At 55.0% G+C, this 13826-nt stretch carries 11 protein-coding genes and 1 tRNA gene; 11 read left to right on the plus strand and 1 reads right to left on the minus strand.

The annotated features are described in order from the left end of the window. The first annotated feature begins 153 nt into the window (after positions 1–153). The 11 genes from YERSI8AC_RS00630 (at position 154) to rpsG (ending at position 13668) form a co-directional block, all read left to right on the plus strand. Positions 154–229, plus strand: a tRNA-Trp gene (locus YERSI8AC_RS00630). Between the two features lie 73 nt (positions 230–302). Further along, positions 303–686, plus strand: coding sequence for a preprotein translocase subunit SecE (gene secE / locus YERSI8AC_RS00635; RefSeq protein ID WP_159175905.1), 384 nt, complete (start codon positions 303–305; stop codon positions 684–686). A gap of 8 nt (positions 687–694) precedes the next feature. Further along, the gene (gene nusG, locus YERSI8AC_RS00640) at positions 695–1228 is read left to right on the plus strand and encodes a transcription termination/antitermination protein NusG (protein WP_138800117.1); all 534 of its coding nucleotides are present in this window, start codon (positions 695–697) and stop codon (positions 1226–1228) included. 132 nt (positions 1229–1360) lie between these two features. Further along, the gene (rplK, locus tag YERSI8AC_RS00645) at positions 1361–1792 is read left to right on the plus strand and encodes a 50S ribosomal protein L11 (RefSeq protein ID WP_007112017.1); all 432 of its coding nucleotides are present in this window, start codon (positions 1361–1363) and stop codon (positions 1790–1792) included. Positions 1793–1794: 2 nt separating this feature from the next. Then, the gene (gene rplA, locus YERSI8AC_RS00650) at positions 1795–2487 is read left to right on the plus strand and encodes a 50S ribosomal protein L1 (protein ID WP_022520872.1); all 693 of its coding nucleotides are present in this window, start codon (positions 1795–1797) and stop codon (positions 2485–2487) included. A gap of 319 nt (positions 2488–2806) precedes the next feature. After that, on the plus strand, positions 2807–3307 hold the full coding sequence (rplJ, locus tag YERSI8AC_RS00655; RefSeq protein ID WP_022520871.1) for a 50S ribosomal protein L10: 501 nt from the start codon (positions 2807–2809) through the stop codon (positions 3305–3307). Positions 3308–3419: 112 nt separating this feature from the next. Continuing rightward, the gene (gene rplL, locus YERSI8AC_RS00660; RefSeq protein WP_022520870.1) at positions 3420–3788 is read left to right on the plus strand and encodes a 50S ribosomal protein L7/L12; all 369 of its coding nucleotides are present in this window, start codon (positions 3420–3422) and stop codon (positions 3786–3788) included. Between the two features lie 345 nt (positions 3789–4133). Beyond that, positions 4134–8210, plus strand: coding sequence for a DNA-directed RNA polymerase subunit beta (gene rpoB / locus YERSI8AC_RS00665; RefSeq protein ID WP_138800118.1), 4077 nt, complete (start codon positions 4134–4136; stop codon positions 8208–8210). A 10-nt stretch (positions 8211–8220) separates the two neighbouring features. Then, entirely contained in the window at positions 8221–12435 is a 4215-nt protein-coding gene (gene rpoC / locus YERSI8AC_RS00670) for a DNA-directed RNA polymerase subunit beta' (protein WP_159175906.1), read from the plus strand. A gap of 213 nt (positions 12436–12648) precedes the next feature. Further along, positions 12649–13023: a 30S ribosomal protein S12 gene (rpsL, locus tag YERSI8AC_RS00675; protein WP_008959173.1), complete on the plus strand. Its 375-nt coding sequence runs from the start codon at positions 12649–12651 to the stop codon at positions 13021–13023. Between the two features lie 174 nt (positions 13024–13197). Continuing rightward, positions 13198–13668, plus strand: a complete 471-nt coding sequence (gene rpsG / locus YERSI8AC_RS00680; protein ID WP_009288145.1) for a 30S ribosomal protein S7 — start codon at positions 13198–13200, stop codon at positions 13666–13668. Here rpsG and YERSI8AC_RS00685 read toward each other — a convergent pair. Further along, positions 13601–13816: a pentapeptide repeat-containing protein gene (locus YERSI8AC_RS00685; protein WP_081742684.1), complete on the minus strand. Its 216-nt coding sequence runs from the start codon at positions 13814–13816 to the stop codon at positions 13601–13603. The genes rpsG and YERSI8AC_RS00685 overlap by 68 nt on opposite strands. Positions 13817–13826 lie beyond the last annotated feature (10 nt).

A 13826-nucleotide genomic window follows, 5' to 3' on the forward strand; every position in this document is an offset into this window, starting at 1 on the left:
AGGGGTTGTCAGGTGTGGGATTCTCCGCTACCATGGCGCCCGCTGTTGTATAGGCGGTCGAAAAGACGCTTATTGGCAGAAGCAAGAAGCAAAAAGTAGATAGACGTTAGAAAGTCTAGAAAGTACGAAGATAGAAAGTCAGTACGACGATACAGGCCAGTAGCTCAATTGGCAGAGCAGCGGTCTCCAAAACCGCAGGTTGGGGGTTCGATTCCCTCCTGGCCTGCCAACCTTCCCCAGGTTGGTATGTCTTTTTCCAAAATTCTTTTATCGTTCGCCGCACCCTGAGGAGTCTCGTTTTTATGAAGCCTGGTTCTGTAAAACATGGCGCCGAGGTGCAACAGACGCGCCATGACGGGCTCAAGTGGGCGGCGGTCGTAGCGCTGCTTGTCGTTGCTGTTGTTGGTAATACCTATTTCGCCGATATTGGCCTGCTCTACCGCGTGCTTGGTGTGGTGGTGTTGTGTGTGATTGCGGGTTTGATCGCGCTAACCACTACCAAAGGTCGTGATTTAGTAGAGCTTGCCAGAAGCGCCAAGAAAGAGATTCAGCGCGTTGTATGGCCGACCCGTCCCGAAACCATTCAGACCACGGCCATTGTGCTAGTGGCCGTCTTGGTGGTGGGGCTAATGCTGTGGTTGGTCGACACTCTTCTTGGCTGGGCGATGTCCGGCGTCATTGGTTAGGAGCTTTCATGTCCAAACGTTGGTACGTCGTTCACGCTTATTCTGGCTTTGAAAAGCATGTCATGCGCTCACTGATCGAGCGTGTGAAGATGTACGGTATGGAAGATCGCTTTGGCGAAATTCTGGTGCCGACCGAAGAAGTTGTCGAAATGCGTGACGGCAAGCGTCGCAAGAGCGAGCGCAAATTTTATCCCGGCTACGTACTAGTCGAGATGGAAATGGCCGACGAAACATGGCACCTCGTCAATGAGACGCCGCGTGTTATGGGCTTTATCGGTGGAACAAAAGAGAAGCCAGCGCCAATTACTTCTCGTGAAGCAGACGCAATTTTGCTGCGCGTTAAAGACGGTACTGACAAGCCGCGGCCTAAAACGATGTTTGAACCGGGCCAGTCAGTGCGCGTTATCGATGGGCCGTTTGCCGATTTCAACGGTGTTGTCGAAGAAGTTAATTATGAAAAGAGTCGTCTGCATGTCAGCGTGCTGATCTTCGGGCGCTCTACACCTGTTGAGTTAGAGTTCTCTCAGGTCGAGAAAGAGTAACTAGTGAATAGTTAGTAGTAGCTAGTGAATGGTAAGTAAGCGGTAAGTGTTAATTCGTGTGAAATGGCTAGTCAGCTGTTTCACTGGTACCGGGGAGCCTTCGGGCGCTATTACCCAACTGGAGTGTTAAAGATGGCCAAGAAAGTACAGGCTTATATCAAGCTGCAGGTTGCTGCAGGTAAAGCCAATCCAAGTCCGCCGGTAGGCCCTGCGCTGGGTCAGCACGGCGTGAACATCATGGAATTCTGTAAGGCGTTCAACGCCGCGACTCAAGAAATTGAGCCGGGCCTGCCGACGCCAGTCGTGATCACCGTCTACTCTGACCGTAGCTTCACGTTCGTCACCAAGACGCCGCCTGCTGCCGTGCTGCTGAAAAAAGCCGCTGGCATCAAGTCCGGTTCTGGTGAGCCGAACAAGAAGAAGGTCGGCACCGTAACGCGTGAACAGCTTGAAGAGATCGCCAAGACTAAAGAGCCTGATTTGACGGCTGCGAATCTCGATGCCGCTGTACGCACCATTGCTGGCAGCGCTCGCAGCATGGGCCTAAACGTGGAGGGTCTCTGATCATGGCTAAACTGTCTAAGCGTGCGAAAATCATTCGCGAAAAAGTAGACACTACTAAAGCCTACTCTATTGAAGAAGCGGTTGCGCTGCTCTCTGAGCTGTCTACTGTTAAATTCAAAGAGTCTGTTGATGTCGCCATCAACCTGGGCGTTGATCCACGCAAATCCGACCAGGTTGTGCGTGGCGCTACCGTCATGCCTAACGGTACCGGTAAAGACGTACGCGTTGCAGTCTTCACCCAAGGTGCTAATGCCGATGCCGCTAAAGAAGCCGGCGCCGACATCGTGGGTATGGACGACTTGGCTGAGCAAGTGAAAAAAGGCGTGATGGATTTTGACGTCGTTATCGCTTCGCCCGATGCTATGCGCGTTGTAGGTCAACTAGGTCAAATTCTAGGCCCGCGTGGCCTAATGCCTAACCCGAAAGTTGGCACCGTAACGCCCGACGTGGCGACGGCGGTTAAAAATGCCAAAGCGGGTCAGGTGCGTTTCCGTACTGACAAGAACGGCATCATCCACACTACCCTGGGTAAAGTGGATTTTGACGCCTCAGCGATTAACGGCAACCTGGAGGCACTGGTTGCTGACCTGAAGCGCCTCAAGCCGAGCTCGTCTAAAGGCATTTACTTCAAAAAAATGACCCTGTCTACTACCATGGGCCCGGGTTTGACAATCGATCACTCTGCTTTCGCGTAAGCGAGTCATCGTTGGTTTTTTTGTAGGAACCGAGCAAGAACTTTGCGGTCCCCCGTTTGGTGGCTATCACTGGCCGGGGCATCGTCAAAGACCGCAGGTGCCGCGCTTGATAAGTACGCAAGTACTTACAAGGGCGGCTTAATTGCCCTATAAGCGCCTGCGCAGATGGTGTGGCCGCCAGTTGGTTAAGCTTAAGACGGCTTTCTGGTGAGCACCATCCCCAAGGCTTCCCGCTTTGCAGCGCTTTTAGCACAGCAGAGTGGGGAGAGATGGTAACCACCGGAACCTTCCTGGGTTCCGGCACGAAGGAGTGATCACTGTGCCACTAGCACTTGAAGGCAAGAAAGCGATTGTTGCCGAGGTCAGTGAAGCGGCCAAGGGCGCACTCTCCGTCGTAGTTGCTGATTCTCGCGGCGTTACGGTTGGTAAAATGACCGATCTGCGCAAGCAGGCGCGTGAGAATGGTGTAGAGCTGCGTGTTGTACGTAATACGCTGGCTCGCCGCGCTCTCGAGGGCACTCAGTGGGAGTGCTTGAACGATAGCTTCGTTGGTCCTACGTTGTTGGCCTTCTCTACTGATCATCCGGGCGCTGCCGCTCGTCTGTTCAAAGAGTTTGCTAAAGCGGACAAGAACTTCGAAGTAAAAGCGTTGGCCTACGAAGGTGAGCTGATTCCGGCTGCTGACATCGACCGTCTGGCAACCCTACCGACTCACGACGAAGCAATTGCCAAGTTGATGTCGGTAATGAAAGAAGCCTCCGCTGGCAAGCTGGTTCGTACTCTGGCCGCTCTGCGCGACCAGAAGCAAGAAGCTGCATAAGCAGTTCTTCTTGCAGGTGGCGTAAACGGTCTAACCAGGGCGCTGCCTGAACCGAGCAATGAATCCTGAGTCCTCGGCTGACCGAGACTCCCGCAAAGTTAGGAATGAAACAATGGCACTGTCTAAAGACGATATCATCAATGCTGTAGCCGACATGACCGTAATGGAAGTTGTCGAGCTGATCGAAGCAATGGAAGAGAAATTCGGCGTTTCTGCTGCCGCTGCCGTAATGGCTGGTCCGGCTGCTGGCGGCGAAGTAGCTGAAGAACAGACTGAGTTTGACGTAGTTCTGACCGCTGCTGGCGACAAGAAAGTTAACGTGATCAAAGCAGTACGTGAGATCACTGGCCTTGGCTTGAAAGAAGCTAAAGGTGCTGTTGACGGCGCTCCGGCGACCATCAAAGAAGGTCTGTCTAAAGACGACGCTGAAGCAGCTAAAGCCAAGCTGGAAGAAGCGGGCGCAACCGTCGAGCTCAAGTAAGCCTTGTGCGGACGGCTTTACGCGCTGCGTAAGCTTCCACGGCTGGCGGCGGGATTTCCCGCTGCCGGCCTTTTTCTGTTGTAGCTGGTGTCGAACACTCGGTGATATTGAACGACAGCAGTACTGCTCATTGAGAGTAGCCACGACAGAAACGTAAAAGCGTTATTGAAGATGGCGTTATTGAAGATAGTGTTATCGACTACAGTGTTATCGACGACTGAGTTATCGAACTAGATTTTCGACGGCGAGCTACCGATTGAGGAGCTTGCTGTCTGTGTCTGACGAAGCTCGAAGGGCAGATGACCACGCATCGGTCACCCATGGTGAACAAGCTGGGGAATACAGATGGCTTACTCATATACTGAGAAAAAACGCATCCGCAAGGATTTCGGCAAACTGCCCCAAGTGATGGATGTGCCTTACTTGCTGGCGATCCAGCTTGATTCCTATTACGACTTCCTCCAGCAAGATCGTTCGCCCGACGAGCGTCACGAGGTCGGTCTGCACGCGGCATTCAAGTCCGTGTTTCCGATTGAGAGCTTCTCCGGCAATGCAGCGCTTGAGTATGTCAGCTACCGCTTTGGCACGCCGGCGTTCGATGTTAAGGAGTGCCAACTGCGCGGCGTGACTTACTCCGCCCCGCTGCGCGTCAAGGTTCGCTTGATCATCTATGATCGCGACTCCTCGAACAAAGCAATTAAAGATATTAAAGAGCAAGAAGTCTACATGGGGGAAATCCCCCTGATGACTGAGAACGGTACCTTTGTTATCAACGGTACTGAGCGGGTTATCGTCTCCCAGCTCCACCGCTCGCCCGGTGTGTTCTTCGATCACGACAAAGGTAAGAGCCACTCTTCCGGCAAGCTGCTCTATTCAGCTCGCGTGATTCCTTATCGTGGCTCCTGGTTAGACTTCGAGTTTGACCCCAAGGATAACGTTTTCGTACGTATTGACCGTCGCCGCAAGCTGCCGGCCTCGGTACTGATGCGTGCGCTGGGGATGAACACCGAAGAAATTCTGGCCGAGTTCTTTGAAACCAGCGTCTTCCACATTGAGAAATCCGGTTTCTATGTTGAGCTGGTTCCGTCGCGCCTGCGCGGCGAGACAGCTACTTTCGACATCAAGGATGGCGAAGGTAATGTGATCGTTGAAGAGGGGCGTCGGATTACCCAGAAGCATATTCGTCAGCTTGAAAAAGCCGGCCTTGAGCGTCTGGACGTGCCGATGGAGTACCTGTTCGGCAAAACGCTGGCTAAAGATCAAATCGACTCCAAAACAGGCGAGCTGATCTGCCCGTGTAATACCGAGATCACTCCCGAGGTGCTTGAGCGCATGGCCCAGGGTGGCATTACCTTGGTGGAAACGCTCTACACCAATGATCTCGACTGCGGTTCATTCATTTCCGACACCTTGAAGCTGGATGCTACTAATTCCGCGCTTGAAGCGTTAGTCGAAATTTACCGCATGATGCGTCCCGGCGAACCGCCCACCAAAGAGTCTGCCGAGACCCTGTTTAACAACCTGTTCTTCTCTGAGGACCGCTACGACCTGTCTGGCGTTGGCCGCATGAAGTTCAACCGTCGCCTGCGTCGTGATACTGACACGGGCTCCGGCGTACTGGATCGCAAAGACATTCTTGATGTGCTGCGCGAGCTGATCAGTATCCGTAACGGCTTCGGTGACGTTGACGATATCGATCACCTGGGTAACCGCCGTATTCGCTGTGTGGGCGAGATGGCAGAGAACCAGTTCCGCGTAGGCCTGGTGCGTGTAGAGCGCGCCGTGAAAGAGCGTCTTTCCATGGCGGAAAGCGAAGGCCTGATGCCCCAAGACTTGATCAACGCCAAGCCGGTCGCGGCGGCGGTGAAGGAGTTCTTCGGTTCCAGCCAGCTTTCGCAGTTTATGGATCAGAACAACCCGCTTTCTGAGGTTACCCACAAGCGTCGTGTGTCGGCACTCGGCCCCGGTGGTTTGACCCGTGAGCGTGCTGGCTTCGAAGTACGTGACGTTCACGCCACGCACTACGGGCGTCTATGCCCGATCGAAACGCCAGAAGGCCCGAACATCGGTCTGATTAACTCGCTGGCCACTTACAGCCACACTAACAGCTACGGTTTCCTCGAAACGCCGTACCGTAAAGTGGTTGATCGTCAGTTGACCGACGACATCGTTCACCTCTCGGCGATCGAAGAGGGCGATTTCGTTATCGCCCAGGCATCAGCAGCGGTAGATGAGTCCAACAAGTTAAGTGATGACCTGGTTCAGGTTCGTCACCGCGGTGAAACGACCTTTATGCGTCCTGAACAAGTGACGCTAATGGACGTGTCGCCACGTCAGGTTGTATCAGTCGCAGCGGCATTGATTCCGTTCCTGGAGCACGATGACGCCAACCGCGCCTTGATGGGTTCTAACATGCAGCGTCAGGCGGTACCGACCCTGCGTGCCGATAAGCCGCTGGTAGGTACGGGCATGGAGCGCTTTGTTGCCCGTGACTCCGGCGTCTGTGCGGTGGCCAATCGCGGCGGCGTGATTGATTCCGTCGATGCGCGTCGTGTCGTTGTACGGGTTAATGAAGATGAAATCATCGGCGGTGAAGCCGGCGTTGATATCTACAACCTGACCAAGTACACCCGCTCGAACCAGAACACCTGTATGAACCAGCGCCCCATCGTGCGGCCTGGCGACAGCGTGGCACGTGGCGATATTCTCGCTGACGGCCCGTCGGTGGATATGGGCGACCTGGCGCTGGGCCAGAACATGCGCATCGCGTTTATGCCCTGGAACGGTTACAACTTCGAGGACTCCATCCTGCTTTCCGAGCGGGTCGTTCAAGAAGACCGTTTCACCACGATCCACATTCAGGAACTGACCTGTGTGTCCCGCGACACCAAGTTGGGCTCGGAAGAAATTACCTCCGATATCCCTAACGTGGGCGAGTCTGCGCTCTCCAAGCTGGATGAAGCGGGCGTTGTCTACATCGGTGCCGAAGTCGGCCCGGGCGATATTCTGGTCGGTAAAGTAACGCCGAAGGGTGAAACCCAGCTGACGCCTGAAGAGAAGCTGCTACGTGCCATCTTCGGCGAGAAAGCGTCTGACGTTAAAGACACTTCCCTGCGTGCCCCCACCGGCATGAAAGGTACGGTCATCGACGTTCAGGTGTTTACTCGTGACGGCGTTGAGAAAGATTCACGCGCCCTGTCGATCGAGCGCACTCAGCTTGACGAAGTTCGTAAGGATCTCCAAGAGACTTACCGTATCGCCGAAGACGCCACTTTTGAGCGTCTAAAGCGTACCCTTGACGGTCAGGCTGTTAACGGCGGCCCGAACCTCAAGAAAGGTGACGTGCTCGACGAGGCATACCTGGATGAATTGCCGCGTCAGCAGTGGTTCAAACTGCGTCTGCAGGATGAGTCCTACAACGAGCTGCTGGCACAGGCCGACGAACAGCTGGAAACCCGTCGTAAAGAGATGGACGAGCGCTTTGAAGATAAGAAGCGCAAGCTGACCCAGGGCGACGATCTCGCACCGGGCGTGCTAAAAATCGTCAAAGTCTATATGGCGGTTAAGCGTCGCATCCAGCCGGGTGACAAGATGGCCGGTCGTCACGGTAACAAAGGTGTTATCTCGGCGATTATGCCCATCGAAGACATGCCGTTTGATGAAAAGGGCGAGCCGGTCGACGTGGTGCTGAACCCGCTGGGCGTACCGTCGCGTATGAACGTCGGTCAGATTTTGGAAACCCACCTGGGTATGGCGGCACGTGGCTTGGGCGTCAAGATCGAAGCCATGCTGCGCGACGCACGTGGACAGCAAGTGGCCGAGATCCGTGATTTCCTGGGGCAGATCTACAATACGCAAGGTACGCGCGTTGAAGATCTCGACTCCCTGACGGATGACGAGATCATCGCCCTGGCGAAGAACCTCAAAGGTGGTGTGCCTATGGCCACGCCGGTGTTTGACGGTGCCAAAGAGCACGAAATCAAGCACCTGCTGAAGCTGGCGGACATCCCCGAGTCGGGTCAGATGGCCCTGTTCGATGGCCGTACCGGTGATGCTTTTGACCGTCCGGTCACCGTTGGCTACATGTACATGCTGAAGCTTAACCACTTGGTAGACGACAAGATGCATGCGCGTTCTACTGGTTCTTACTCGCTGGTTACCCAGCAGCCCTTGGGTGGTAAGGCGCAATTCGGTGGTCAGCGCTTCGGTGAGATGGAAGTGTGGGCGCTGGAAGCTTACGGCGCTGCATACACGCTACAAGAGATGCTCACCGTCAAGTCGGACGACGTCGAAGGCCGCACCAAGATGTACAAAAACATCGTGGATGGCGACCACACCATGCAGGCAGGCATGCCGGAATCCTTCAACGTACTCGTGAAGGAAATCCGCTCGCTGGGCATCGATATCGAGTTAGAGAGCTAGGAGCCGTCCCATGAAAGATTTGGTGAAAGTACTCAAATCGCAGTCTCAGTCCGAAGAGTTTGACGCGATCAAGATTACCCTGGCGTCGCCGGACATGATTCGCTCCTGGTCGTTTGGCGAGGTGAAGAAGCCTGAGACCATCAACTACCGTACCTTTAAACCGGAGCGGGATGGCCTGTTCTGCGCCAAGATTTTTGGCCCGGTTAAGGATTACGAGTGCCTGTGCGGCAAGTATAAGCGCATGAAGCACCGCGGTATCATCTGCGAAAAGTGTGGCGTAGAAGTGACCAAAGCCGCCGTGCGCCGTGAGCGCATGGGGCACATCGAGCTCGCTTCGCCGGTGGCACACATTTGGTTTTTGAAGTCACTACCGTCGCGTATCGGCATGTTCCTCGATATGACCCTGCGTGATATCGAGCGCGTGCTGTATTTCGAAAGCTTTGTCGTTATCGATCCAGGCATGACCACGCTGGAGCGTGGTCAGTTGATGAACGACGAGCAGTACTTTGAAGCACTGGAAGAGTTCGGTGATGACTTCGACGCCCGCATGGGTGCCGAAGCCGTTCAGGAGCTGCTCAAAGACATCGATCTGGAAGAAGAGATTAACCACCTGCGCGAAGAGATTCCGCAGACTAACTCCGAAACCAAGATCAAGAAGCTCTCCAAGCGCCTCAAGCTGCTTGAAGCCTTCTACCACTCCGGTAACGCGCCGGCGTGGATGGTCATGGAAGTGCTGCCCGTGCTGCCACCGGATCTGCGTCCGCTGGTACCGCTGGACGGTGGCCGTTTCGCGACCTCCGATCTCAACGACCTTTACCGTCGTGTGATCAACCGTAACAACCGCCTGAAGCGTCTGCTCGATCTCAATGCGCCGGACATTATTGTGCGCAACGAGAAGCGTATGCTGCAGGAAGCCGTCGATGCACTGCTCGACAATGGTCGTCGTGGCCGCGCGATCACGGGCTCTAACAAGCGCCCGCTGAAATCGCTCGCCGACATGATCAAAGGTAAGCAGGGTCGTTTCCGTCAGAACCTGCTGGGTAAGCGCGTCGACTACTCGGGCCGCTCGGTGATTACCGTTGGTCCGACCCTGCGTCTGCACCAGTGTGGTCTGCCCAAGAAAATGGCGCTTGAGCTGTTCAAGCCGTTTATCTACTCCAAGCTGCAGTCGCTGGGCTATGCCTCAACGATCAAAGCCGCCAAGAAGATGGTCGAGCGCGAGCTGCCGGAAGTGTGGGACATCCTTGCCGATGTTATCCGCGAACACCCGGTACTGCTTAACCGCGCACCCACGCTTCACCGTTTGGGTATCCAGGCGTTTGAGCCGCTGCTGATCGAAGGTAAAGCGATTCAGCTGCACCCGCTGGTATGTGCTGCCTATAACGCCGACTTTGACGGTGACCAGATGGCGGTACACGTACCGCTGACGCTGGAAGCACAGCTTGAAGCGCGTGCGCTGATGATGGCCACCAACAACGTGCTGTCGCCCGCTAACGGCGAGCCGATCATCGTACCGTCGCAAGACGTTGTTCTGGGTCTTTACTACATGACCCGCGAAAAGATCAACGCCAAAGGCGAAGGCATGGTGTTCTCTGACCTTAATGAAGTTGAGCGCGCCTTTGGTACTCAGTCAGTATCACTGCACGCCCGGGTCAAAGTGCGTCTGGACGAAATCGATATCGAAGAAGAGAGCGGCGAGCGTAGCTTCCACCGCCGTATTTACGATACGACGGTAGGCCGTGCACTGCTGTTCCGCATTCTGCCCGAAGGTGTGCCCTTCGAGCTGATCGACCAGCCGATGAAGAAGAAGGCGATCTCCAGCCTGATCAACGAAGTCTACCGTCGTGCCGGCCTCAAGCCGACCGTCATTTTCGCTGACCAGCTGATGTATACCGGTTTCCGTCTCGCGACCTGGTCCGGCGCCTCAATCGGTGTTAACGACTTCGTTATCCCCGAAGCAAAAACTGAAATCGTTGATGCAGCGGAAGCCGAAGTTAAAGAGATCGAAGACCAGTTCTCTTCTGGCCTGGTAACAGCGGGTGAGAAGTACAACAAGGTTATCGATATCTGGTCCAAGGCCAACGATAAAGTCGCCAAGGCGATGATGGTGGGTATCTCTAAAGAGACTGTCATCGATCGTGATGGTAACGAAGTTGAGCAGGATTCGTTCAACAGCGTCTTCATCATGGCCGACTCCGGTGCTCGTGGTAGTGCTGCCCAGATCCGTCAGTTGGCGGGTATGCGTGGTCTGATGGCCAAGCCGGATGGTTCAATCATCGAAACACCGATCGTCGCCAACTTCCGTGAAGGTCTGAACGTACTGCAGTACTTCATCTCGACCCACGGTGCACGTAAAGGTCTTGCGGACACGGCGTTGAAAACCGCCAACTCCGGTTACCTAACCCGTCGCTTGGTAGACGTAGCGCAAGACTTGGTCATCACCGAAGTCGACTGTGGCACCGAAAATGGCTTGACCCTGCACCCGATCATCGAAGGCGGCGACATTATCGTACCGCTTTCCCAGCGCGTGCTGGGTCGTGTAGTCGCTCAGGATGTGGTTCACCCTGGCAGCGGTGAAGTCTTGATCGCGAAAGGTACCTTGCTCGACGAGAAATGGTGTGCCGAGCTCGACACCATGGGTGTCGACGAGATCATCGTTCGCTCTACGATTACCTGTGAGACCGCACACGGCGTGTGTGCCTCCTGTTACGGCCGTGACTTGGCCCGTGGCCATCAGGTCAACATCGGTGAAGCCGTCGGCGTTATCGCCGCACAGTCCATCGGTGAGCCGGGTACCCAGCTGACCATGCGTACCTTCCACATCGGTGGTGCGGCATCGCGTTCGTCTGCTGTGGATAGCGTACAAGTGAAGCACGGCGGTAAGGTTCGTCTGCACAACATCAAGCATGTAGAGCGTGCCGACGGTAAGCTGGTGGTGGTATCTCGTTCTAGCGCCCTGGCCGTTGCTGACGACCATGGCCGTGAGCGTGAGTACTATAAGCTCCCTTACGGTGCTGAGCTTTCTGTACGCGACGGCGACGTGGTCGACGCTGGTGCGACAGTGGCCAAATGGGATCCGCACACCCACCCGATCGTTGCCGAAGTAGAAGGTAAGGCGCAGTTCATCGATCTCGACGAGGGTGTCACCATGCACCGCAGCGTCGATGAGATGACCGGCCTCTCCTCTATCGAGGTGATCGAGTCTGCAGCACGTCCTATGGCCGGCCGCGATAAGCGCCCCATGGTCATGCTGCAAGACGCTGCGGGTGAATACGTATCGGTTTCTGGTTCAAACACGCCGGTACAGTACTTGCTGCCGGGTAACTCGATTATTTCGGTCGACGATGGTGTGACGATCGGGGTGGGTGAAGTGGTTGCCCGTATCCCGGTAGAAGCCTCGGCGAACAAAGACATCACCGGTGGTCTGCCGCGGGTTGCTGACTTGTTCGAAGCGCGTAAGCCGAAAGAGTCCTCGATCCTGGCCGAGATCAGCGGTGTGATCAGCTTCGGTAAAGAGACCAAAGGTAAGCGTCGTCTGACCATTACCCCGGAATCTGGCGATCCGTTTGAAGCGCTGATTCCGAAATGGCGTCAAATTGCCGTCTTCGAAGGCGAAACCGTCGAGAAGGGCGAGGTAATTTCCGATGGGCCGAGCAATCCGCACGATATCCTGCGCTTGTTGGGTGTTGAGGAGCTCGCCAAGTACATCACTGCCGAAGTACAGGACGTTTATCGTCTGCAGGGCGTAGGTATCAACGACAAGCACATCGAAGTCATTGTGCGTCAGATGCTGCGTAAGGTAGAGATTACTGATTCGGGCGATTCTGACTTCATCACGGGCGACCAGGCTGAACTGGTTCGCGTGCTGGAACAGAACGAACGTCTTGAAAAAGAGAAGAAATTCCCGGCCAAGTATCAGCGTATGCTGCTGGGTATCACCAAGGCCAGCCTGGCCACCGAGTCGTTCATTTCCGCGGCCTCCTTCCAGGAGACAACCCGCGTACTGACCGAAGCGGCGGTGACTGGCAAGCGCGATTACCTGCGCGGCCTGAAAGAAAACGTGGTGGTTGGTCGCCTGATACCGGCCGGTACGGGCTTGACTCACCACGCAGAACGTCGTCGCAAGCGCGAAGACGTTGAGCAACTGTTCAATCCTTCGGCTACCGAAGTCGAACAGGAGCTGGGTGCACAGTTGACCGCTCTCGATTCTGACGACGAGCTGTAGATTTGGCGCCTAAAGCAGTAGGCAACATGAGTAAGTAAAACGAATAGCTGACCTGAAAAAGTATCACCTTGCCGGTAAAACCGCCGGCAAGGCTTGACGCGACCTAGGGTCAGCCTTTAGAATGCGCAGCCTTTAACAGTGGGGTGGGTGCGTCCGCATCCGCTGCCCGCATTTGTTAAAAGGCAAGGCAACCATTGGAGTCAGCTAAACACCATGGCAACGATTAATCAGCTAGTGCGCAAGCCGCGCAAGCGCCCCGTCACAAAAAGTGACGTGCCAGCGCTGCAGGCCTGTCCGCAAAAACGTGGCGTTTGTACGCGCGTTTACACCACCACCCCGAAGAAGCCTAACTCGGCTCTGCGTAAGGTTTGCCGTGTGCGCCTTACCAACGGCTTTGAAGTGTCTTCCTATATCGGTGGTGAAGGTCACAACCTTCAAGAACACTCTGTCGTTTTGATTCGCGGCGGTCGTGTAAAGGATTTGCCAGGTGTGCGTTATCACACCGTTCGTGGCGCCCTTGACACCTCTGGCGTTCAAAATCGTCGTCAGGGTCGTTCTAAATACGGTACTAAGCGTCCTAAGTCGTAAGGCTGGGTCAGCTGTGCAGCGTCGCTCCGTCAAAAGGGCATGCTGAGTAACGATTTTCACGAATTTGACGGTCTGATAAGAGTAAGGTCGGGCTGCACTTGTGGTACTTGAATAGCGTACGCAGGTTGCATGAGTTCCGGGTTTACCTGAAAGATCCTTAATTGAGGGCTTATCATGCCTAGAAGAAGAGTAGTAGCTAAACGCGAGATTCTGCCGGATCCTAAGTTCGGAAGTGAGCGTCTGGCGAAGTTCATGAACCACCTGATGGTCAGCGGCAAGAAGTCCATAGCTGAGCGTATCGTCTACGGTGCGTTGGACAAGGTTGCCGAGCGTAGTAAAGAAGATCCGCTGGAGATCTTCGACAAAGCGCTGGAAGCCATCCAGCCGATGGTCGAAGTGAAGTCGCGCCGCGTTGGTGGTGCGACCTATCAGGTGCCGGTTGAAGTACGTCCGTCTCGCCGTCAAGCGCTGGCAATGCGCTGGCTGGTAGACGCGGCGCGTCGTCGCGGTGAGAAAACCATGGTTCAGCGTCTGGCGGGTGAAATGCTGGATGCCGCTGAAGGTAAAGGTTCTGCCGTTAAGAAGCGCGAAGACGTGCATCGCATGGCAGAAGCCAACAAGGCCTTCTCGCACTACCGTTTTTAAGGTCGGCGTTTTTAAGGTCAGCGTTTCTAAAATCGGCGTTTCTTTGTACGGCGTTTTTAAGTATGGCTTTCTGGTTTATATATGCACGTTGTTCAGCATGGTGGAATGTTTGCTGAGTCGCGTTGTTGCAATTCAAAAGTTGCAACACTCAGCCGCTA

Origin of the sequence: Halomonas sp. 113, assembly GCF_904067645.1 — a bacterium.
Taxonomy (GTDB): Bacteria; Pseudomonadota; Gammaproteobacteria; order Pseudomonadales; family Halomonadaceae; genus Vreelandella; species Vreelandella titanicae.